The sequence below is a fragment of the Gimesia benthica genome, assembly GCF_009720525.1.
Lineage (GTDB): Bacteria > Planctomycetota > Planctomycetia > Planctomycetales > Planctomycetaceae > Gimesia > Gimesia benthica.
Map to the genome: position 1 here is coordinate 40,359 of NZ_CP043930.1, position 23,286 is coordinate 63,644.

General features: G+C 54.0%; 17 protein-coding genes and 5 tRNA genes. 8 read left to right on the top strand and 14 right to left on the bottom strand.

Features of this window, described 5'->3' with window-relative positions:
* Positions 1 to 271: 271 nt before the first annotated feature.
* The 3 genes from lpxA to F1728_RS00255 form a co-directional block, all read right to left on the bottom strand.
* Complete coding sequence (gene lpxA / locus F1728_RS00245; protein ID WP_155362399.1) at positions 272 to 1,108, bottom strand: acyl-ACP--UDP-N-acetylglucosamine O-acyltransferase; 837 nt, start codon at positions 1,106 to 1,108, stop codon at positions 272 to 274.
* An 87-nt stretch (positions 1,109 to 1,195) separates the two neighbouring features.
* On the bottom strand, positions 1,196 to 1,633 hold the full coding sequence (locus F1728_RS00250) for a hypothetical protein (RefSeq protein ID WP_155362400.1): 438 nt from the start codon (positions 1,631 to 1,633) through the stop codon (positions 1,196 to 1,198).
* An 86-nt stretch (positions 1,634 to 1,719) separates the two neighbouring features.
* On the bottom strand, positions 1,720 to 2,688 hold the full coding sequence (locus tag F1728_RS00255; protein WP_155362401.1) for a calcium/sodium antiporter: 969 nt from the start codon (positions 2,686 to 2,688) through the stop codon (positions 1,720 to 1,722).
* 286 nt (positions 2,689 to 2,974) lie between these two features.
* On the opposite strand from F1728_RS00255, the gene F1728_RS00260 reads away from it, so the two are divergent.
* From F1728_RS00260 to F1728_RS00275, 4 genes are all read left to right on the top strand, one after another.
* A complete protein-coding gene (locus tag F1728_RS00260) occupies positions 2,975 to 4,411 on the top strand; it encodes a TrkH family potassium uptake protein (protein ID WP_228030431.1) in 1,437 nt (478 codons plus the stop codon).
* 47 nt (positions 4,412 to 4,458) lie between these two features.
* A complete protein-coding gene (locus tag F1728_RS00265; protein WP_155362402.1) occupies positions 4,459 to 5,115 on the top strand; it encodes a potassium channel family protein in 657 nt (218 codons plus the stop codon).
* A gap of 153 nt (positions 5,116 to 5,268) precedes the next feature.
* Positions 5,269 to 5,769: a MarR family winged helix-turn-helix transcriptional regulator gene (locus F1728_RS00270; RefSeq protein WP_149340173.1), complete on the top strand. Its 501-nt coding sequence runs from the start codon at positions 5,269 to 5,271 to the stop codon at positions 5,767 to 5,769.
* 284 nt (positions 5,770 to 6,053) lie between these two features.
* On the top strand, positions 6,054 to 6,899 hold the full coding sequence (locus F1728_RS00275; RefSeq protein ID WP_261344494.1) for a sulfite exporter TauE/SafE family protein: 846 nt from the start codon (positions 6,054 to 6,056) through the stop codon (positions 6,897 to 6,899).
* Positions 6,900 to 7,817: 918 nt separating this feature from the next.
* Here the strand turns inward: F1728_RS00275 and F1728_RS00280 are convergent.
* The gene (locus F1728_RS00280; protein ID WP_155362403.1) at positions 7,818 to 8,660 is read right to left on the bottom strand and encodes a sugar phosphate isomerase/epimerase family protein; all 843 of its coding nucleotides are present in this window, start codon (positions 8,658 to 8,660) and stop codon (positions 7,818 to 7,820) included.
* Positions 8,661 to 8,686: 26 nt separating this feature from the next.
* A complete protein-coding gene (locus F1728_RS00285; RefSeq protein WP_155362404.1) occupies positions 8,687 to 9,340 on the bottom strand; it encodes a hypothetical protein in 654 nt (217 codons plus the stop codon).
* Between the two features lie 207 nt (positions 9,341 to 9,547).
* Between F1728_RS00285 and F1728_RS00290 the strand changes: the two genes are divergently transcribed.
* The 4 genes from F1728_RS00290 (at position 9,548) to F1728_RS00305 (ending at position 15,867) form a co-directional block, all read left to right on the top strand.
* A complete protein-coding gene (locus tag F1728_RS00290) occupies positions 9,548 to 10,408 on the top strand; it encodes an NAD(+)/NADH kinase (protein WP_155362405.1) in 861 nt (286 codons plus the stop codon).
* Positions 10,409 to 10,528: 120 nt separating this feature from the next.
* Positions 10,529 to 11,470 (top strand): DUF6263 family protein, encoded by a 942-nt coding sequence (locus tag F1728_RS00295; protein ID WP_155362406.1) that lies wholly within the window; start codon positions 10,529 to 10,531, stop codon positions 11,468 to 11,470.
* 360 nt (positions 11,471 to 11,830) lie between these two features.
* On the top strand, positions 11,831 to 12,760 hold the full coding sequence (locus F1728_RS00300) for a DNA integrity scanning protein DisA nucleotide-binding domain protein (protein WP_145041039.1): 930 nt from the start codon (positions 11,831 to 11,833) through the stop codon (positions 12,758 to 12,760).
* A 272-nt stretch (positions 12,761 to 13,032) separates the two neighbouring features.
* Complete coding sequence (locus F1728_RS00305) at positions 13,033 to 15,867, top strand: DUF11 domain-containing protein (protein WP_155362407.1); 2,835 nt, start codon at positions 13,033 to 13,035, stop codon at positions 15,865 to 15,867.
* 47 nt (positions 15,868 to 15,914) lie between these two features.
* Here the strand turns inward: F1728_RS00305 and F1728_RS00310 are convergent, their stop codons facing one another.
* From F1728_RS00310 to F1728_RS00350, 9 genes are all read right to left on the bottom strand, one after another.
* On the bottom strand, positions 15,915 to 16,511 hold the full coding sequence (locus F1728_RS00310) for an HNH endonuclease (RefSeq protein WP_145041035.1): 597 nt from the start codon (positions 16,509 to 16,511) through the stop codon (positions 15,915 to 15,917).
* A 34-nt stretch (positions 16,512 to 16,545) separates the two neighbouring features.
* Positions 16,546 to 16,618: transfer RNA gene (locus tag F1728_RS00315), tRNA-His, on the bottom strand.
* A gap of 22 nt (positions 16,619 to 16,640) precedes the next feature.
* A tRNA-Ser gene (locus tag F1728_RS00320) sits at positions 16,641 to 16,725 on the bottom strand.
* Between the two features lie 74 nt (positions 16,726 to 16,799).
* Positions 16,800 to 16,884 (bottom strand) — tRNA-Ser (locus F1728_RS00325).
* Between the two features lie 20 nt (positions 16,885 to 16,904).
* Positions 16,905 to 16,977 (bottom strand) — tRNA-Glu (locus F1728_RS00330).
* A 20-nt stretch (positions 16,978 to 16,997) separates the two neighbouring features.
* Positions 16,998 to 17,069 (bottom strand) — tRNA-Phe (locus F1728_RS00335).
* A 343-nt stretch (positions 17,070 to 17,412) separates the two neighbouring features.
* Positions 17,413 to 18,108, bottom strand: a complete 696-nt coding sequence (locus F1728_RS00340) for a GntR family transcriptional regulator (protein WP_145440044.1) — start codon at positions 18,106 to 18,108, stop codon at positions 17,413 to 17,415.
* Between the two features lie 162 nt (positions 18,109 to 18,270).
* Positions 18,271 to 19,662, bottom strand: a complete 1,392-nt coding sequence (locus F1728_RS00345; protein ID WP_155362408.1) for a DUF1501 domain-containing protein — start codon at positions 19,660 to 19,662, stop codon at positions 18,271 to 18,273.
* Positions 19,663 to 19,718: 56 nt separating this feature from the next.
* Positions 19,719 to 22,949, bottom strand: coding sequence for a DUF1553 domain-containing protein (locus F1728_RS00350; protein WP_155362409.1), 3,231 nt, complete (start codon positions 22,947 to 22,949; stop codon positions 19,719 to 19,721).
* Between the last annotated feature and the right edge of the window lie 337 nt (positions 22,950 to 23,286).

The window sequence follows — 23,286 nt, forward strand, 5'->3', positions numbered from 1 at the left end:
GTTCCCCGAGTAAGAAGTGTCAATGCATTAGGGGTCAGGCGAAGTAGAAGCACTTCGTCCCGTTTATTGTAATCGCTAACGGCAGTGATACCAGCTTTCTCTGGCACCGCGGCTCAATAATGTACCGCCCCGGAACGTTCCAGATTCGTCCTAATCTCTCACCTGAAAGAGGATCCGGGGCGGTATCCCGCTACCGCACATTGACTTTCATCTGCTCCTGCCTGTTTCCACAAGAGTTTCGCAAATAGTTACTCACAAAATCGAAGAGGGATTACTCAGCGAGCGGGGGATGCTGTACCGGGGGGACCAGGTTTTTCCGGGAGCGTGATTTTTTGCCTCGAAAGCGACAGAAGCCCCGTTGTGTGTCCACCTGGAAGAATTCCACGAACTGGCGTCCCAGATCGGTCAGAGCCAGTTCTTCAGCCAGCTCAAGGGAGCGTGAGTGGGACATTCCTGAACGACAGATGACTCGAAACAGATTTTTCAGGTCCTGCTGCTCTGCGTTTGAAATCCCCCGCCGGGCCAGGCCGACGGCATTCAGGCCGATGATTTCGCCCTGGTGATCCGTCATCGTGAAGGGGGGGACATCGCGGCTGATCATGGCAACGCCTCCCAGCATGGCGAGTTGTCCGACGCGTACAAACTGATGAATGCCGACATTGCCGGAAATGATTGCCTGGGATCCGATCTGCACGTGACCGCCGAGCAGGGCACCGCTGACGAGTGTGACTTCATCCGCCAGAATGCAGTCGTGGGCCACGTGGGAACAGGTCATCAGGTGGCACTCGTTGCCGATAATTGTCGTCGCCTGTTCGATACTGGCCCGGTGGATGGTGACCGACTCACGGATTACACAGCCCTGGCCAATGCGGCAGTAGCTGATCGCCCCGGTATATTTTCGGTCCTGGGGAACATCGCCGATAACGGCGTGTGCATGTATTTCACATTCGGGGCCGATGTCGGTATTTCCCATGACGACAACGGACGGTCCCAGGTGACAGTGAGCGCCGATGCGCACCGGGCCCTCAATGACGACGTGGGGGCCGATGTCACACGTAGGGTGAACGACGGCATCGGGATGGATGTAAGCAGTAGGATGGACGCGCATTGAAATCCTCATTACAGGCTGACAGCGCACCACACCGGGCTGTCAGGGAAAACGGTACTGAGCTGAAAACGAAATGCGGTTCATTGCTTAACAATGAAAATGCGCAATTCCGCTCTGGCTCAGTTTTCCAAATGAGAAATTCAGAAAGGGGAGGCAGGAGGAACGATCCGCAGTGCGGGCCAGGCAGGCAATGCTGCGTTCCGGGGGCATACAGAACAGCGTGCCCCAGGCATCCGCTGGATTCCAGAGACACAGTTTGAGCGGTTGTCCCTGTGACGTGTAGGGCGAACCAAAGACCGAACTGGAGCCCTCTTCCGGATCCACATCGAGGGGACCGTCGTCGTAATCATCCGGCAGATCGCAGCCGAGCAGGATGAAATCGAGGTCGAATGAGTGGTTGAGCACCTCAAAATGGAGGGACGCGGTCTGTCCACTGGCAAGGTTGTCACCGTCGCAGACCGGGAACGGGGCATGTACCGTGGTTGCCACCATCCAGATCATCGCGAAATTACGCAGCCAGTTCATTGAGGCATTTTCCTTCCAAGAAACAGCATGAACTATCTTGGAGGGAGTTCCCTTTGTCAAGGGTGGATGCCGGAATGTAGCCCGGTTCAGAGCAGGGCACTACGGATGAGCCACCAGGTGTAGCCAATGTAACAGGCCAGGAGTAGTGCACCTTCGTAGCGATTGATGCGTCCCGGGCCACCCCAGCCGCGTCCCAGAATGAACAGGGAGAAGGTCAACGCCAGCATGACCATCACGTCGCGGGAAAAGACTTCTCCATTCACGGAAATCGGGTGAATTACTCCGGCGAGGCCGACCACAGCCAATGTGTTGAACATGTTGGAGCCGATCACATTGCCGACGGCGATGTCAAATTCCCCTTTGCGGGTGGCGATGATCGAAGAAGCCAGTTCGGGCAGTGAAGTGCCTGCGGCCACGATCGTCAGGCCGATAACCAGATCGCTCACGCCAAAGTAGCGGGCCAGGAAGACAGCCCCCCAGACCAGCATCCGGGAACTGACGACCAGCAGTACCAGTCCGACGAGCAGCCAGATTACGGCGCTGCGGATGGGCATGGTATGACTGGAGAGTTCACGTTCCATTTCAGCTTCGAGTTCGTCGGTCGGATTACGGACGGCCTGCCAGATAGTCCAGCCCATCAGAAAGGCAAAGACCGACAAGAGGACAATTGCATCCAGACGGCTGATGTGTCCATCCCAGATCTGCCAGGCAGAGAGCAGGGTACAACCACCCAGAACGGGTAATTCCTTACGTAGGATCTTGGAGTGCACCGTCAGTGGATTAATGAGTGCCGTCAGACCGAGGATCAGGGCGATATTGGTAATATTCGAACCGTAAGCATTCCCGAGTGCGACGCCGGCGTTTCCTTCGGAGGCGGAGATGACCGAGACCACCATTTCCGGCAGCGAAGTACCAAAGCCGACAACTACCATGCCGATCAACAGGGGCGACATGCCGAAATAGCGTGACGTCACTGCAGCACCATCGATGAAGCGGTCTGTACTCCAGATCAATAATGCGAGTCCGGCGATGATCGCGATAAAGGCAAGCAACATGATCAGGCCTGTATAAATCCTTAGCTCTTGTCTGTGGTATTTAGTGGGAACGGGAGTCTGGTTCTAACCAATCTGCCGTGGATTTTCCAGAGGACGTGGCGTTCAGAAAAAAATAATGGAAAATATGTGAGGATCGCGCGGGGCACATTTGCGAAAGCATGCGGGAAACGGACAATAGGGGGAATGTTTTTCAACAAGTGCTCAGAGAGTGTGAAAAACAGCATGTGCAATCAACTTTGAGTTTATCTGCTGCGAAAGTCCAGGACACCCCTCGGGTGTATTGACCGTGATCACAAAAAAATCAACCCGGCCGGACGGTTCTTCAGTCTCCCGGTATCAAGGGTCGGGCGTGCGACACGCGATGACTCCCAATCGGTGGCTGGCCCCCGCGGAACTCTTTCTCAGTTCCTTCATCGCACTCATCATCCTGGGATCCCTCGGGCTGAAATTCCTGCCGGGCATCTACCAGGGAGAACCCCTGAACTGGACCGATGCGATCTTTACGTCCACCAGTGCCGTCTGTGTGACGGGACTGATTGTCGTCGATACGGCTACGTACTTCACCCTGCGGGGCCAGGCGCTGATTCTGCTGCTGATTCAGCTGGGTGGTCTGGGGATGCTGATTCTGACCAGTGTGATCATCACCGCGCTGGGGAGAAAAATCTCGCTGAACCTGGAATCGGTGACCGCGGATTCCCGTAAACTGATCCCGCAGGTCTCGGCGCGGCTGCTGATCACTAACATTCTGAAATTTACTTTTCTGATTGAAGCGGCCGGAGCATTCTTACTGTATTGTATGTGGGTGCCCCGCCTGGGCTGGAAGGGGGCTGCCTGGCCCGCGGTATTTCATTCCGTGAGTGCCTTCTGTAATGCGGGCTTTTCGACGAACAGCAATTCGCTGATCAACTATCAGGATTCTCCCGGAACACTGCTGGTGATTTCGGTCCTGATCATTCTGGGTGGGCTCGGCTTCGTAACGATGCAGGAATTGAATCTGCGGTTTGCCCAACGTCAGCAGTCGCTGCCCCGGATCAAGCGTCTGTCCGTGCACAGTCAGCTGGTGTTGTGGACTTCCTTTATTCTGATTCTCGGCGGCTGGTTGTTGTTTGCCGGCTTTGAATGGAACGGTCTGCTGGCTGAGATGTCTCTGACAGATAAGCTGTCTAACTCGCTGTTTCTAAGCGTCACGCCCCGGACAGCGGGGTTCAACTCGATCGACTACGAGCAGGCGACCGACAGTACGAACCTGTTGACGATGATCCTGATGATGATTGGCGGCTCCCCCAGTTCGACGGCCGGCGGGTTGAAAACGACCACCTTTGCACTACTGGGACTGCTGGCCTGGTCCAAACTGCGTTCGCAGACGACAACCACATTCGCCAGCCGCTCGATTCCGGACGAAACCATTCAGCGGGGTACCGGCTTATTTGTGATCTCCACATCGGTGGTCGTCACAGGGGTCTTCCTGATGTCGTCGATTGGTGATTTCCGGGGATACGAGCAGCGATTCCTGGTACGGCTGTTTGAAACGATCAGTGCGTTTAATACCGTAGGGCTTTCGATGGGCCTGACCGATTCGCTGTCGTTACCTTCGCGGTGGGTGCTGATATTTTTGATGTTTGCGGGGCGAACCGGACCTCTGGTGATCGCATCCGCGTTGATTGTGCGCCTGGCACATCGCAGTAAATTCCGACTGGCCTACGAAGATGTCATCGTGGGTTAGTAATCGTATTTTAATTGTGAACTGAACATAAAGAGCAGGGTTTTGCCATGAAACGTTTTGTGGTCATCGGACTGGGTAACTTCGGATTCTCCGTGGCACGCACCCTCTATGAAGGGGGGCATGACGTGATCGCCATCGATCTCAACGAAACGCTGGTCGACCGGCTGGCGTCGCTGATTTCGCACGCGGTGGTCGGCGATGGAACCGACCTCGATACGCTGGTGCGCATCAGTGCCAAAGAGGCGGACGCGGCCATCGTGTCGACCGGAGATGACATTACCGCCAGCATCCTGGCCACGATGGCGCTGCACGATCTGAAAATCAAGGACATCTATGTGAAAGTCGTGTCGAATGATCATGCTCGCGTGATGGACCGCATCGGCGTGACTGATATCGTCTTTCCCGAACGTGATTCCGCGATCAGCCTGGCAACCCGCATGACCGGCTCCGCACTCCTGAACTACGTCAAACTGGGGAAAGGCTTCAGCCTGCAGGAGATGGGTGTACCCAACGACTGGATGGGGAAATCGATCCGCGAGCTCAAGCTGCGGCAGGAATACGATATTACCATCGTCGCCGTCCACGATATTCTCACGGATAAGATCATCGCCTCGCCCGATCCGGACAAACTGTTGAATGACACGGATACGCTGCTGGTCGCCGGCGAAGACAAGATTCTGGATCAGATCGCCAATATTTCCTGATCCGTGGCGTGTTCCCCTCATGGGTCGGAATACCGAAACCACGTAGCGATCGTTGTGCGCAGGTACGGCTGCCTCCTGAGAGTCCCCTCGGAAACCCTGTCGCGACAACATTTGTCTTGACAACTATTGTTGAAACGCGCATTAATTCAGATTATGAATCCACGAGCCAGCCAAACCGAATCGCAGCGTGTGAGCTTTGACTCACCGGAACAAGAGGTCTTCCTGCAGCTCTGGCGGACGTATGACTGCCTGAAGGTGCTGGAAGAGTCGCTGTTTGTCCAATTTGAACTTTCTCCGCAACAGTACAACGTTTTGCGGCTGTTACAGATGGCAGCCCCTGAAACGGTACAGACCATGGAGCTGGGCCGCCGGCTGATTTCCCGCTGTCCGGATACCACCCGCATGCTGGACCGCCTTGAGAAACGGGGCCTGGTGCAGCGCAGTCGGTTACCCGAAAACCGCCGCGTGGTGGAGGTGGCCATTACGGAGGAGGGGCAGACCCTGCTCAAACGGATGGAGAAAGCGGTCGTGCAGATGCATGGGCAACAGCTGGGGCATTTGAGTGACAGCGAACAGCAACGGCTGATTCGGCTGCTCCAGAAAGCACGTGCGCCGCATGAGGATGCCAGTTGCGACTGGCTGGATTCGCTGTAGTATTTCCTGCCGACTGGGGCCTGCCAGTCAGATCACGTTTTATGAGACAGCCAGATGAAAGGTCAGAGTTCCGCTTCTCCGTTACGCCCACTGTGGCCGTTTTGTTTGTGGCTGGTCCTGTTTTATGCAGTCTGGCTGACGGTGGTTCTGCTGACTGATGGCTGGGAAACACTGCGTGCTCACTGGCCGATCGCCGTATCGATGGCGCTGGGTTCTTATATCGCCGGTTCGACCCCGATGGGGGCGGCACTGTCGGTTTTCCGGTACTGGTCCTGTTTTTTGATATGCCCGGTTCCCTGGGACGGAATTTTGGTCTGGCTGTCCAGTCGGTGGGGATGGTTTCGGCCAGCATTTATATTCTCTCGGCTCGACGTCCGCTCGACTGGGGATTGCTGAAACCGGCGCTGGCGGGCGCCCTGGTGGGAACACCACTGGGTGCTGCATTGATTGCTCCCTTTGTTCCGGACCTGTGGGTCAAGCTGACGTTCGCGGTGGTCTGGTGCAGTTTCGGTATCATGCATCTGGTAAAGCTGAAAGAACTGGTGGCCGCCGAGGGAGTCAGTGACCGCTGGCGGCGCTACGATACTCCGCTGGGACTGACCGTCGGTTTTACGGGGGGCATCGTGGCCTCGATTACCGGCGTGGGGATTGACATGATGGTCTATGCGACGCTGGTGCTGCTGTATCGGGCCGATCTGAAGGTCGCGATTCCGACCTCGGTGCTGCTCATGGCGTTTACCTCAGTTGTGGGGATTTCTGCGAACCTGCTGCTGTCACGGTTCCATCCCGGTCTGTATCACATGGATCCGGAAGTGTATGCCAACTGGCTGGCCGCGGCTCCGATTGTCGCCCTGGGAGCGCCCTTTGGTGCGCTGGTGGTGAATCTGATTTCCCGCACGCCGACGCTGCTACTGGTGTCGTTGCTGTGTATCGTGCAGTTCGTGTGGACGATCATGCATGAGCGGGTGACCGGTGTGGCCCTGCTGGCGGCACTGGGGAGCGTCCTCGCGATGAATGCCCTGTTTCATGTTCTGTACCGGTGCGGGCGCGGGGAGGCGTCCCTGGATCGTCCGGGTCTGGCTGCGGGATTGCCGCCGGTGGAACTGGTGGGGGATGAGCGGGGGGAGTGAACTGGCTGCGCTCCAGTTCATTGTAAGATTACCCTGACAATTTCCTGCTCGCTGTGCTCGGCCCGAATTGCATTCGGGCTCACCCGATGTTTCCTGCTATGGACCAGATCGCGTTTCTTAATTCAAAGCGGGCCCTTTCCCGAAACGCCTAACCGGGGCTAACGCCCTGCGGCTAATTTGGTTTTTCTACTGGCGTGTTCTCTTCACAAGAGGATAGTTCAGTGCTGCCCGGTTTTTATCTGGTGTGGCTCGCGCCGCTGCTTACGATTCATTGTTACCGTCATGGCACCTTGCTGCGCGGTGGTTTTCTGGACTGCAGGTTTGCCCTGACCATTTCTTGCCCGCGTTGCTCGCCTCGAATTGCATTCGGGGTTACCCGATGATTTGTGTGGGATGCTGCTGGCAGATTCGTAGATCTAATTGCTAATGATTGGAGTTATTGTTTTGCATGGTTTCGTATTTTGTGGAAGGGCGTGGGGAGGTCAAGGGGTTTTGACTTTTGAAATGACTTTCAGACCTGCTGAATGTGCAGTGAGTCTGCTGCGAGTTGCTTTGAATATGCTCCGAAATGATTTGAAATTTGACGAGACAACGGGAACCGGTGGCGGATGTTCCGGTGTAGAGGGGGTGAAAATCGACGGCGATTCAGGTGCTGATGAGTCGCTTGTTCCGGATTTCCAGTGCACGCATCGTCCGCCTCGCGCGCGAAGCACAATTGCAATACTTTACGATTCGGAAAGCGGGGATCAAGGTCAGTCTATGCAGTCCTGTGCACTGAACGAAACAGGTAAAAACGGGAAAGTAGAGATATTTTCCACAGGGAAACAACGGGAATGGGAGTTGATGATGAAGCGCATCAAAAAAGAGAGTGAACCTGCGATGCGGTTCACTCTCTGTGAGCATATTGTCGGGGCGGGCTCAGCCTTCCCAACGGGTCTTCATGAATTCGAGACCTTTGGTTGCCAGATGTTCTTCGGTGGGGAACATCTTCCGCCAGATGCGGGTGGCAGCGGCCAGGTCGGGCAGGGCCAGACCGAAGGCTTCGATGGTGAACCAGCCGTCGTATTTGATTTCTTTGAGTGCAGCGAAGGTTTCGTCCCAGTTGACGCCCCCTTCGCCGGGTGTGGAGCGATCGTTTTCGGAGATGTGCACGTGGACCATCTGATCGGCACAGACTTTAACGGCTTCGGTAATACTTTTCTCTTCGATGTTGGCATGGAAGGAGTCGTACATCATCTTCAGGTTCGGATGATTGACTTCACGGGTGAACTGAGAACAGTCTTCCGCAGTATTGAGGAAGTAGCATTCAAAGCGGTTGAGGTATTCACAGACCAGGATCACGTTGTTGGCCTGGGCGTGGTCAGCGGCCTGGGCGAGGATTTCCTGACCGTACTTCCATTCTTCGGCGGTACGACCGGAGCCGGAGAATTCGCCGAGTGCGGAGTGAATGGGGCCACAGAGGTGAGTGGCTCCAGAGGCGGCACACATATCGATCATACGTTTAAGACGATTCAGGCCGGCTTCACGGATGGCAGGATCGCTGGAGATCGGGTTTTCATCCGGCGTACAGACGGTGACGGCGGTGCGGCCCAGACCGAGTTCTTCCAGTTTGTTTCCGACCTGAGCGAATTTTTTCTCATCCGCCTCAAAGACAGGCAACTCGACGCCATCATAGCCCCAGCCTTTGATCTGCTCGAGCAGTCCGAAATGGGACTCATTCACATCGGAGGTCCACAGCAGCATGTTTAAGCCGTACTTCATTGTTGTTATCTTTCAATCACTGGAGATTAAAAATGCTCAGGCGGCAATAAATCGTCGAGACGCTTTTCTACGATTTCCCGACCTGTTTTGAGAACTGAGATCGTACCTTCCGGTAACGGTTGTAGTTTGACCCGTTTCATGACCTGATTCAAGCGTAAGTGCATTCTTTGTGGATCCGGGTAATCTCTTAAGAAAGCTTCTTTATGGAACAACACCAGCCAGGCCCGGAGTTGATCGGTTTCGCGGGTTGTCATGCGATTCGTGGCCTGTTGTGTCACGAAGGGATCGATCTCCAGGAACGCATCGTAGTAGCGGTCGATCAGGCCGGGGTTCTGATCGATGAGGACGGCATCGAGCAGGAGTTCGGTAGTAATGTGACCGAGGAAACCGACGCGAGCGGAATCGTCATTCTGAAAGAGCTCACGAAACAGGAGCGAGAGATCGGTGGTGATTTCGAGGAAGCCCTGCGTGGAGTGAAACCAGTGGTCGTCGTCGAGATGCTGCTTGATGCCAGAGGCGAGTTCGGCCTGGATGCTGTCAGTCTCTTCGACAAACGGGGCGACGTTTTTCATCCGCAGACGGACGCGTCGATCCACCACGGAGAGGAGATCGGGCAGGGCGGTTCCTGCCAGGAAATAGGGGCGATCGACGAATCGCATTCCATGGGCAAAGTAGTTCATGATACTCTGAATTTTGCTAACGGTCTCTGTTCGGTTCAATGCTCAATCGTAGCGGATTGGCCGGAAGAATCACAGTTGACACAGGGGGATTTAGGGGAACCTGTCCCGGGAAGGGAGGTGTGACATTGGATACGAGCTACCTTAAGCGTATAATGCCTGACACATCGCTGAGTTTAACCAACGCTGAATTTGTGCCGAAAGTAAACTATGTCTGAGTCTCCTTTAAATTTGATGTTCCTCCTGCGGGATCAAAGCGCACACATTCAGACGGCCTGGGATCAGATCCACGCATACCTGCAATCCCAGTCTTCGGTCTATGTCTCAGCGGTCTCCGTGATCGAAGATTTCACTCCCGATGATTCCGAAGCTGATCTGGTGGTTGTCCTGGGGGGTGATGGCGCGATCCTGCGGGCCTGTCGCCAGATGGGACTGAATCAGCTGCCGATGATTGGTGTGAACCTGGGTCGGCTGGGATTTCTGGCAGACCTGACCCCGGACGGGTTCTGCAAGAACTTTGCCCAGATCGTGGAGCGCAAGTATCGGATCGTCGAGCACCTGATGTTCGAATGCAAGCACTATCTGGCGGATGGATCGGTGAATACCTACCTGGGACTCAACGAGGTGGTGATCAGTTCTGCCGGGGCGATGTCGATGATCGATGTCGAATTGACGGTGAATAACGAACTGGTGACGACCTATAGTGGCGACGGGCTGATCATCAGTACGCCCGTAGGTTCGACCGCGCACAGTCTCTCGGCGGGGGGCCCGATTTTGAAACAGGATCTGCAGGCGTTTGTGATCACTCCGATCTGTCCGCATACGCCGACCAATCGACCGCTGGTGGACAATGCAAACGCTCTGTATTCGCTGTCTTCCCCGAATGCACCGGAGGGAGCGATGCTGGTGATTGACGGGCAGATCAAGGTTCCCTATTCCTCTGGTGACCGCCTGGAACTGAAGCGGGCTCCAGTGGCGTTCAAACTGGCCCGGATTCCAGGATTCAACTACTATACGCGTCTGAATCGCAAGCTGGGCTGGGGAGGCCAGCCGAAATATGGAGCAGAATAGTTAAATACCTGAAAAAACTGCGCTTCCGGTCCTAAATTGATCTCCCCACGCAGATTCAGATCTGCTATTTTCACCGCAGTTTATGGAGAAACCACCAACTTTTCCGGGAAGGAGTCCCTGATGCGGTCTACTGTGTTCTGTCTACTGACCCTCATGCTGAGCCAGTTTTCAGCACCACTGTCTGTCACCTCTGCTGCGGATGAAGACGCGAAGAGCTATTCGCTCCGCTATAAATTCACTCCGAACGAGTTTGTCCATTACCGGGTTGAAACCGAGAACAAGATTACGGTTCAGCTCAACCAGGATACGCAGACTTCCGCGAACTCTTCGAACACGTTGAAGCATTATCGTGTGATTTCCGTGAATGAAGAAGGCAATGGGACACTGGAAACCCGCATTGACCGCGTCAAAATGAAGGTTCAGTTCGATGATGCGACTCCCGCAACATTCGACAGTGAACAAAATCCCGAGAAAGATCTGGAACAGTTTAAACCGATCCGGGCGAATATCAGCAAGCCGTCACGCATTGTCTATTCACCGCTGGGTAAAGTGATTTCAATCCAGGAACTGAAAGTCGACGGCGAAGGAGCGAAATTTGAAGAAGCCCAGGCGCCAGGCAAGCTGGACCAGGAAAAAACGCGTCGTCTGGGCTTTCTGATCCCGCTGCCTGAAGAAGAGGTCAAAGTCGGGGGTACCTGGGAAGACGAACTGGATGTGGAAGTGGCCCTCAGCAAGACTCTGCGTAAAAAAGTGCCTGTACGTCGTACTTTTACACTGGAATCGGTAGAAGACGGCCTGGCTGTGATCACCTTCAAAACCAAAATCATGACCCGGCTCAACGACCCGAAACTGAGCATGCAGCTGATTCAGAAAACACCTTCCGGAACCATTAAGCTGGATATTGAACGGGGTGTGATTATTTCCCAGGATGTCTCCCTGGATAAAGCCCAGGTAGGCGTATTTGACGGCAAAGGAGCGATGCGGGCGGTCTCGACTCGACTGGAAACGCTGGTCGATCCCACCGAAGTCGCTCAGAAAGAACAGACCACCGAAGCCCAGTAATTGATCAGCAGAAGCCGATATTTGGGCCCGGCCGACAGGCGATCTGTCGACAACACGCAAAAGTCAGTGCTTGTCTCACTTTTTTTAAGGGGAGACAAGCACTTATGTGTTGACGCTGACAGCAATTATTTTACACTTAGAATTCGCCGCTAAGGTACGCAAGCCCCTGCAGTCATCCATTTCGCGTAGCCAACTGGCCACACCACACCGATGTGAACAGAAACTGAACACCCTCGATTTCCTGCTCTCTTCGTGTCGTCGATGCTGCAGTCTCTGTTGAGCTCATGGCTGTCTACCTGAACTGGCACGATCGCGATCCACACTGAGTATTCACTGCCACTGCTTCTATCGAGACCGGAAATGAAACGGGTTGACTTATCCCCACAATTAACGAGCTTATTAAAAGCAGCTAAACGATTAGCCAGTGATTGTGAGATTGATGTCGTCTTCCTGTTAGCAGATATTCCTTATGACTTCCTGGAGATCAGCAAATCTCTCGGGAAATTAAGGCTGGTGGTCTCCTCTGATAAACCGGATGTTCAACGAGCTGCCCAGGAAGACGGGATTGCCCTGGTTCCGCTGATCCACGAACCCCAGACCCGTCAGGTACAGATCAGCCAGGCCATTCTGGAAGCGATTGCCGACGAGATCCTCGCATCCGGCGACCGGATTATCGCACTGTATGCCGGCTTTGAGCGGGAGCACGCGGATTCACTGAGCATCGTCAGCCTGGCAGATCACCTGGCCAAGCTGACCTCACGCGATCTGCAGCGCCTGGAGACCAAGGTTCCTCTGCAGACTCTGCGAGCCGTGGTTGACCTGGCAGTGGAGATCGGCCGTGAAGGACGCGAAGGGAAGCCGGTCGGTGCTTTATTTGTTGTGGGGAACCACCGCAAAGTCCTGTCGCTTTCACACGAACAGGTTCACGACCCGTTCAAAGGCTACTCCCAGAAGGACCGCATGGTCAACAACCCGCGTGTCAAGGAGAGCATGAAGGAACTGGCTCAGATCGACGGTGCCTTTATTATCAGCTCAGACGGAGTCGTCCAGTCGGCAGGGCGGATTCTGAATGCATCTGCGGAAGGCCTGACACTCTCTAAGGGACTGGGATCCCGGCACTGGGCTGCCGCTGCGATTTCCAAGGAAACCGGCGCGATTGCCATCGCGGTTTCTGAGTCTACCGGTACTGTGCGGATTTTCCAGGACGGGTATGTCGTTTTGCGAATTGAACCGATGAGTAGTGCCATGAAATGGTTCGATTTTGATACCGAACCACCGCAGTCCGAGTAATATTCAAAATTTTCGCGGTCTGGTATCGCTGATGTATCGTGGCTTTTTACAAGCAGATACGTAAATTTTTCTGAATATTCTCTTCCCTCAAATTGTAATTTTTGCTATGAAACCCACGCAACATGTGGTGCAAGGCGTTTTTACATCCACAAAACCGTGTTGCCCGGCAGAGAAATCGAGTCTCTGCGGAGAGGACAGATTCACTTAATCTGACGATCGTGATTGGTTAAATCTGTTTTATTTAAGAGCTTCTTCAGCGGGAAGGGAGTCCCATGTCGAATGTAGCGATCAAACTCGTCGCCGTGACCGGAGTCGTTGGTCTCGGGGTACTGATGTTTCTTCAGGCTCAAAAAGGCATTCAGTCCACCAGCAACGAGAACCAGATCGAGCAGCATGCTTTGCTGGAAGGGGAAACGGTTTCTGTCACAGAAGCAGAACCGGAGTCTGGTACCATTCCTTCAGGTCAGGTCCCTGCAGAACTCTCCGAACTGGCAGCCCGTAATGCACAACCGCTGAAGGTTGATGAAAAGAAGCAGCCGGAGCTACCCTTTGCTCCCAACATCAAAACGCCGCGCCCCAAAATTAAACTGACTGCGGGCAACGAAACCGCAGGTAGCGATACAGGGGAAAATGAAAACGCTGTTTTCGAGGCTCAGAATGCGACTCCCAGTGAATTCGAACCGGACAATCAGGCAGCGTTGATGCCTGCCAGCAAGGGACTGGACTTCCGCGAAACTCCCGCAGAAGTGACACCTGAACCAGGCTTGAATCCATTTTCCCGAACTCCCCAGCCCGAACCAGCTGCTTCAGTTGAAAAGCAACCAACACCGGAACCTGTGGCGGAGCTCGATTTCAACGCTGGTCCTCAATTCGGCCCCGCGATGCCCAGCCCCGCACCAGCGGAGGAGAAAGCTCCCATAACCGAAGTCCCCCCGCGCGAAACACTCGTGACTGAGTTGGACTCTTCCAATCCATTCGATGCTGTTCCCGCACAATCCAAACCGGAAATGACACCCGAACCGGCGGCTGCAGAACCGCAACCCGAACCATTTGGTCTGGGCCCCGTTCCGGAACCAGCCGCACAGCAGAAACCGCTGCCCGCCGACGAATCGCCGGCGATGAAACTGGAAACCAATGCGTCTCCATTCGAATTGAAAACAGAGCCGACTCCGGAAACTCCCGCCGTCGATTCTAATCCATTTATGACTACTCCCGAGGCTAAGCAGGCAAATGAGCCCGCAACACAGCCGGCTGAACCTGCTGCCATTCCGGAAACTCCCAAAGTAGAGACGGATTTCAATCCATTCGGTAACGAACCTCAAATGAAAGCTCCCGAGCCTCAGCCAGAACTGAAAACGGCTGGAGAGGAGCCCACCAAACCAGAATTTGAACTGCAACCGGTCAAAGAACCCGAGCCTGCTCCCGCCGAGCCGGCATTCAGCATCAATCCGTCTCCGCAGATGAATCCAAAGGCGCCCGAGGAACCAGCGAGTCCTACCGTTCAAGAACCAACAGAGTCCGATGTTGTTGTCATCAAAAAACGTCAGCCGGAAGATAATCCACAGGAACCATCACTGTTTGCTCCTGAAGGAAATCCAACGGAGAAAATGGAAGCTGCCACTCCGCAGCCGATCGAAATCGCTCCTGCATCAGGTGCCAAGCCTCTCAACCTGGTCGAAGGCAGTCAGCCGCAGCCAGAGGAACCGGCCAAGCTGAACATGCAGCAGAAGATTCAGTCTCCCAAAATGACGATTCAAAAGGTCGCTCCACCAGAGGCTGTTCTGGGGCAACCGTTCATCTACCATGTGCTGGTCAAAAACAGCGGCACAACTTCCGCCCGTGAAGTTGTTGTCGAAGATAAGATTCCTGCGGGAGCAAAACTGACTGGCACCATTCCCCGGGCAGAGCAGATCAACGATCGTATTATCTGGCGACTGGGGGCAATGGGCCCTGGTGAAGAGAAAAAGATCTCGATCCGGGTCATTCCCGAGCAGCCCGGTCAGATCGGTAGTGTGGCGACCGTGAACTTCGTCACCGAAGTCGCTTCGGAAACCAAGATCACTTCTCCTCAGTTGAGTATCAAATCCGATCAGCCCTCGGCAGTCAAACCAGGTGAAATCACCGTCGTCAATTACACGATTACGAACACCGGTTCCGGTGATGCCAAGAACGTGTATGTCCGTAGCCTCATTCCTCCTCAGTTCTCCCATCCGGGAGGCGACGACCTGGAATACCACGTAGGATTGATTCCCGCTGGCGAAACCAGGGAAGTCCAGCTGCAACTGAAAGCAATTAAACCGGGAGCCGGTAAGAACATCTCGAGTGTCGTCGGTGACGGCAATCTCAAGGCGGAGACAGCGGTTCCCCTCAAAGTGATCGGAACCAGCGAAGAGTTTCTGATTACCCGTAAGGGCCCGAAAAACCGCTATCTCGGACGTTCCGGTGCCTATGAAAACGCAATTACGAATAATACCGAGCAGACGATCAAGAACATTTCGATCTTCGAATCCATTCCTCCGGGGATGAAGTTTGTTTCCGCTTCAGGCAATGGTCAGTTTGATCCTGTCCGCAGAGTCGTACAGTGGGATATTGCTGAGCTGGCAGGGGGTATGCAGCAGGTTCTGAATATTGAACTTGAACCGACCGAAGTTGGTAAGAAAGTCAGTACCGTGCAGGTTGTGACTGGAAACAACAGTAAATTTTCGGCGAATCTGCAATCCGAAGTAAATGTGATTGGTCAGCCTCTGCTCAAAGTAGAAACGAGCGAACTGAAAGGGCCCCTGGAAGTCGGCGAGAAAATGTCGCTGCAGGTGCAACTCGTCAACCAGGGGAGTGCCCCGGCCAACAACGTTGAATTCCGCGTGAAAATCCCGCGAGAGATGGTTTTCGTGTCTGCGAAAGGTCCTGCACGTTACAAGCAGGCTGGTTCCTTCGTAATCTTCGAAAGTGCCAAGGTACTCGCACCGCAGCAGTCACTTGATTTCGAACTGACACTGGCAGCCAGGAACAAAGGGGATGCCCGTGTACTGGTGACCGTTCAGTCTCAGCAGATGGAAAAACCGCTGAACCAGGAAGAAGCGATTCCGATTCTGGATAAGCTGCAGTAACGAAAAAAGTGCTCCTGATACCAGATCAGGAGCACTCATTCGACAAGCTATCGTTCCAGCTCGACATTCCAGTAGTTCTCGCTGATAAAGCGAGACCAGCTGTCGACCTGAATATTCTGCAGTGCATAGAACGGTTTCCACTTGGGACGAACCGGTTCTTTCAGCAGCTGCATGTTCGCCTGCCCTGGAGTACGGGCTGCTTTGTGTGAGTTGCACTCAACACAGGCCAGCACGCAGTTCTCCCAGGACGTTTCGCCCCCCTGAGAGCGTGGCAAAACGTGGTCGATCGTCAGCTCTTCGCTACCGGGCTGACAACCGCAATACTGACAGGTAAACCGGTCACGCTTGAAGACGTTTCGCCGACTGAAGGTCACCACGTTCCGGGGAACACGGTCATACTTCAGCAGCGTAATCACTTCAGGAACGCGGAATCGATCATGACTGCTGTGAATTACCAGTTCATCCTCAGCTGGTCGGAGCGCTGCCCAATCAGCCCAGGAATAAGTCTGGTAATCTGCAGGGTCAACCACGCGGGCTGTCTCATTCCAGATTTTGACCACAGCCCGGGCGACCGTCGTAATGCCGACAGGCTGCCAGTTTCGGTTCAGGATCAGCGTAGGCCGCTGCAGCGTTGAAGACACCATGATTCTAATTCCTGCATTTAACAGTCGTGAGAAGGGTGTTCGAGGGGAGTCGAACCCACCACCTTAACATTCACAGTGTTACGTGCAAACCATTACACTACGAACACCATATCGGATTTCAGTCCAAAGCGGAAGGCATGGGATTCGAACCCACACGCCTGGCAGGCACACGCATTAGCAGTGCGGTCCGGCAAACCGTATCCGGCTACCTTCCGTTTTCCAGTTTGTGTCGATGCACGAACGTTTTACCGACTCGGCGGAGACGTTCGGCATCACTTAAATTTCGAGCGGAAGCCGTGGGACTCGAACCCACAAATGCCACAAGACACCACCTGTTTTCAAGACAGGGCCCTCATCCAGCCGGATGACTTCCTGGTTATTCTGTTTTTGAAATACCCCGTGCGGGAATTGAACCCAGCGTCTCCGACATGAGAGATCGGTATCCTGGCCATTAGACGAACGGGGCGTATTTGTAACTCTGTTAAGTGGATCGGGAGGTGCTCGAATCCTCGTCTGCGATTCTTCAGATCGCCGCTAAACCATCTCAGCTACCGATCCCTGTAAAAAAAGACCTGAGTTCCGTTGAACACCAGGTCTTAGATGATTTAAATCGATGTAGACAGATCCTCTGGTGTCAGGTACGTAACGGGAGACTGGTTTCGGAATCACTTCCCGAAATCCCATGATGGTCTTTCCGTTCTGTAGATGAGGTCTGTTCTGAAAAATTCACATCGATACCTGTGGTCAAGTTTTAAGGATTGTCCTTCTGTCGTATTCTACTAACTACAAAGACGTCTGATCAGCAGAAAAGTTCGCTTATTTCAGAGAGAATTTTGAAGAATTGAAAAGAGAGTCTGCTTCCTATCAGAGCAGGCTGGCAAACAGAGAGTCGAGATGGAAGCTACTTAGCCGCTTCACGTTCCTGCACCAGCGTTTCTACCAGGGAGGCGGTCTGGCGAATATGCTGTTCCATTTTTTCCGCCGCCAGATCACAGTCGTTGGCCTGCAGCGCGGCGATGATCTCTTCGTGATCGGTTAAGGCAATTTCCTGCGCCTGGCTCTCATTATCGACCACTTCACGGATCGCCTGGACCAGGGTGTTATAGCGACGCAGTTCATCCTGCAAGCGGGTACTGCCACAGCGTTCTGCTATCAGGGAATGCAGACGGATATCCAGCGACATCGCATTCTGAGACCAGTTATTATCCCGCTTCTCCTTCGCGATCGCAGCGAACTGTTCTGCCAGTTCAGCGAGTTGCCGAGGCTCAATATTCCCACAGGCGGTCCGAACGGCTTCGACTTCCAGAATACGACGCAGCTGATAGATTTCCCGGATCTGCGTGACGCCAAATTCCCGCATCACGGCCCCCCGGTTGGGAAGATTTTCCACGATACCGATCGAGGCGAGCTCAACGAGAGCTTCCCGAACTGGGGTCGCACTGACGCCAAACTGTTCTGCCAGACTCTGGATTACCATCCGATGACCGACAGGGAATTCGCCTCGAATGACGGCAGCCAGAATCCTCTGGACCACCACTTCGCGAATGTTGCCCCGAGGCACCATGGAGAAGGAACCCGGCAGATTGGACGTCGACATAATAAATCCTTGAGCAGTCTGTCACAGACTGGAAAATGAGAACCAAAGACGTGATGAAATATTATATATGATTGTGACAGGAGAGAAAAGCGGCAGCTACGCTATCTACGGAAATAGATAGCGTGCATGCATTTACAGACGTTGATCCAGGAATCTGCAGGATCAGGCGATGATATTCTGTACCACTTCACCGGCAACATCGGTCAGTCGGAAGTTGCGACCGGAATAGTGATAGGTCAGTCGCTCATGGTCGATGCCCATCAGATGCAGAATCGTCGCATGCAGGTCATGTACGTGGACTTTATCCTGCATCGCGCGGAATCCGAAATCATCGGATTCACCATGAATGGTGCCCCCTTTGATCCCGCCTCCCGCCAGCCACATGCAGAATCCGTACGGATTATGATCGCGACCGTTGATGCCTCCCTGGGCAGTCGGAGTTCGACCGAATTCACCACCCCAGACGATTAGGGTTTCATCGAGCAGACCACGCTGCTTCAAATCGGTCATAAGCTGAGCGACCGGCTGGTCGATGTCCTTACAGAGCCGCTCATTACTCTTGTCGTGATTGCTGTGCGTGTCCCAGGGCTGACGGTTTCCATAATAGACCTGCACGAACCGAACGCCGCGTTCACTCAAACGCCGTGCCAGCAGACAGGCTTTGGAGAATTCACTCTTCCCATAGGCTTCCTGCAGTTTCTCCGGTTCCCGGGAAATATCGAAGGCATCGGTGGCTGCGAACTGCATCCGGTACGCCATCTCCATTGATTTGATGCGTGTCTCCAGTTCGTTATCGCCGGCCCGTGGCTGCAGATGCTGTTTGTTGATTGCCTGGACCAGATCAAGCTGACGTTTCTGCTCATCCGATGAGAGGACATCGTTCTTCAGAAACGGAATCATCTTCTCCGGAGTCAGATCTTTATTGTTGATGTGTGTCGCCTGGTGCTTACCCGGCAGAAACGCGCTTCCCCACAGTTTGGGGCCGACCACCGGTTTACCCGGGCAGAGAGCGATGAATCCCGGCAGATTTTGATTTTCAGATCCGAGTCCATAAGTCAGCCAGGATCCAAGACTGGGACGCGTCGGGGTCAATGTCCCCAGGTTCATCATACAGAGGGCTGGCGCATGGTTGGGGAAGTCTGTATGCATCGAACGGATAATCGCCATATCGTCGATGTGTTCTGCCGTCTTGGAAAGATGTTCGGCAACCGGAATACCCGACTTACCGGCCTTGAAGAATTTCACGGGAGAGGGCAGCAGGCCCATGGTTTTGGAAGCCGTTCTGATATCGGCCTCTTTAGGTCGCTGCCCCGCAAACTTCTGCAGCATTGGCTTGGGATCGAAGGTATCGACCTGCGAAGGACCGCCGCTCATAAAAAGAAAGATAACCCGTTTGGCCTTCGGCTTGAAATGGGGCGTCTGTGTCAGCACGCTGGAAGGAGCCGCATCGACAGCAGAGAGCATTCCGGCCAGACTGAGCATCCCGAATCCGCCTCCCACTTTTTGGAGGATATCGCGGCGGGACATATGGTTCAGATTATCGGAAGGAATCATATCTTCAATCTCTCAGACAGTTGTGTTGATCACTCTGTTTTGTTGGAAACCAAGGCTCAGTCGACGTACATCATCTCGTTGCTGCAAAGCAGGGCCTGACAGTATCGTTGCCAGGGAGTCAACTGAGCAGGATCCACGTCATCACGGCCCTCATAGGTGCCATTATTTTTGTGTCCGGTAATATCAGCGGCCTGGGCCAGATTGGGGTTATCGGTCCGTAATGGCCAGCAGGAGAGGGGATCCGACTCCAGCAGCGAGGCGACATATTCCGCATGGGCCAGCTTGTCCTGTTTGAGTTGCGCCGCCGCATAATGAGTCTTGACTTCTTCCGGCTTCAAAACCCGGTTAAACAAAGCGACTGCTCCGAGCTGCCCCTCAAAGTTCGAGAAATTGTCATTGCGTCCCGCCAGAATGATTTCAGAAACCCCTTTGTCATAACCGGGAGCAGCCTCGCCGATGATCTCCGGTTCCGGATTCCCGTTCAGATAAACCCGAATCTGATTCTGATCACGGCACAGGACCACATGGTTCCAGGTTCCCGGCTGAATGATCGTCGTCCCGAACAATGACTGGCGTTTCTGGTCGCCATTATAGAAGAACAGGCGTCCCGCTTTGTTCGGGCGATACTTGCCGGCGATTCCCAGGTGGTCGCCGGGGGCTTTGACTGCGCCGTCTTTACCTCGTGAGAAGAAGTAACCGGTGATAATCCGCTTTTCATTGGGAACCTGATTCTTCAGCCAGAGCGAGACGGAATATTGATCGCCGAGCTGTTTCACATCGGCTTTCATTCGCTTCCCCGCAAACGTTGGAATCTGTTCCTGAGCCGTTGACGGCGTGCTACCATCGGCAGCCTGCTCGATAAATTGCAGGCCGATCTGTACCTCATTCGGAGTCGGAGCCCGTGAAAAGAGCGTCCGGTAAACCGCGTCAATTCGCTGCTCGGAGGATTCCCCTTCGTACCGTTTCGCCAGCAGTTGGGCCTGCTGCCTGACAAAGGGGGAGTTTAAAACAAACAGTTGCTGCAACGGCGTCGTGGTTTTCGAACGCCGGGCCGCATGAATCGCGGGGTCAGGAAAATCGTATGACTGCAGAAATGTGCTCAACTTATGCCGGGAGACGGTTGCATAGACTCCACGACGCTGGAAACTTGCATCGTCAATATCCCCCGAGGGACCCGCCTGGGCCGGGTCCAGATTATTGCCGGCAGCCAGCAGGGAGTCCCGGTACACTTCCGCTTCCAGTCGTCTGCGATTGAAATGCGTCAGCAGACGATTGTTCGGATCTTCTTTTTTCTGTGCCTCTGTCAGTTCCACATTAGAAGCCTGCTGATAGGTCGCGGAGAGCAGAATCAGCCGATGCAGTTCCTTAATTGACCAGCCCTGATCCATGAACCAGACGGCCAGATCGTCCAGCAGTTCCGGATGACTGGGCCGGGAACCGGTACTGCCAAAGTTGCTCGGCGTATCGACCAGTCCCTCACCGAAGTGATGCTGCCAGACCCGGTTTACCATGACCCGCGCCGTCAGGGGATTATCGCGACTGGCAATCTGCTGTGCCAGTTCCAGTCGGCCACTGCCGTTCTGGAATGGTTCCGGTTTTCCGTCCGACAGAACCCGGACGAAGCGTCGGGGAACCAGCTTTCCGAGATTGGCCGCGTTGCCACGAATAAATACATTCAGGTCCCGAGGTTTTTCGGGATAGTAAACAATCTTCATCCGGTCTTTGGAAATTTCTTCAACCCGCACCTGCTCTTCGGTCAAGGCATCCGCCAGTGGCAAATCAAAGCCGGGCGTGTTCTTTTTGATCTCTTCAATCTTTGCTTTGTTCTCTTTGATGGACTGATTGTGCTGCGTAACCAGATCCGTATTCTGCTTTAATTCGACCGGCGGAATGGGATATTTCACCGTCGTCTGTTTCTTCACATCGGGACGGGGTGCGATCAGTGCAAATTCCGTTTTACCGGCTTTCTTAATCTGTTCCTTGAGCAGGGCGTTCCGTTTATTTAAGTCACGAACCTTGTCGGTCAGGCTCTTATTCTCTTCAGTCAGCTTGTCAACCTGGTCGCGGGCCGGCTGTGTTTTCGCAACTTCCTTTTCGGGGATGATCGGACGCGTTGTCTGTCGAACCGAAGCGAAGACCCCCGCGATCCCGTAATAGTCTTCGACGGTCAGCGGATCGTATTTGTGATCGTGGCAACGGGCACAGGCCATCGTCAGCCCCAATAACCCGCGACAGAGGCTGTCGACCCGGTCTTCCCAGTCGTCGGCATAGCGGTTTTCCAGCGTGACCTGAGATAATGCGACCTCTTTGTGATAAGAGGGGCCCAGTCCCATATAGCCGAGAGCAGGGTAATCCTCAGGGCCGGTTTCAGGCAGGAAATCGGTTGCCAGCTGACGGATCACGAACTCGTTGTAGGGCATATCTTCGTTAAACGCTTTGATGACCCAGTCACGATAGCGATACGCGTGAGGATAGGGACCATTGTGAGGTCCCATGTTTGTATTGTCTTCTGCATAGCGGGCGACATCCAGCCAGTGACGTCCCCAGCGTTCGCCATAGTGGGGAGACTGTAATAAACGGTCAATCAGTCGGGAATACGCTTCGGGAGATTCGTCTTTGACGAACTGTTCCACTTCCTGAGGTGTCGGAGGCAGACCGATCAGATCAAAGTAGACCCGGCGGATCAAGGTCCGTTTGTCAGCCTGAGGTGCTGGTGAAAAACCTTTAGCTTCCTGAGCCGCGAGGATGAAGTGATCGATCTGGTTGCGTGGCCAGTCCGCCTGTTTCACCTGGGGAGCAGGGTAGTGCTTAGGTGGTTGAAACGACCAGAACTCACGAGCCTTTTCAAAATCAATACCGGCATGCTTGGCCGGTGTGGCGTCTCTCTTACGTGGGTCAGGCGCCCCCATTTTGATCCATTTTTCAAAATCGGCAATCACAGCGTCAGGCAGTTTGCCCTTGGGAGGCATCTGGTAGCTGTCTTCACTGTAGTGCAATGTTTCCAGCACTAGACTTTCCTCGGGGTTTCCAGGTACCAGGGCCGTACCTGAATCTCCGCCGGTCATTAATCCCTCGCGAGTGTCCAGCAACAGACTGCCTTTGAGGTTCTTAGACTCGGCTGAATGACACTCGTAACAGTGTTTGATCAGCACGGGACGAATCTTTTTCTCGAAGAAATCCAGGCCGGCCTGATCGGTATTGGTATCAGCGGCGGATAGAGCAAGAGGCAGAGCGAGAAACAGGTTCGTGAATACGATGACGACTGTCACTTTTCGCAAAGTTTTCATAGTCATGTCTACGATGTTTAGAGGCAGGTGGGATAAAGCCAGTTGGCTGAGGATGTCACTTGTGTATCTCGTTGAGGCGCAATCAGATACATCAAGCGTGCTTTATATCGTATCGGGAAAAACCGGGAATAACAATATAATATTTAAAAAAGCCTGCTGAATCCTCCGTTTTCGCCTGCTCCTCTGGGGAATAGCCCCGATTTTTCGTATTTTCAAGCTGTGATTTCCCCATCTTCGACCACTGAAATCGCTTAAACAGCCCTCCCGTCTCACAAAAAGTTGCAGTCCCGATCCGTCCCGGTTAGTCTGACCAATTGTGAAACAGTCAGCCCTGGTC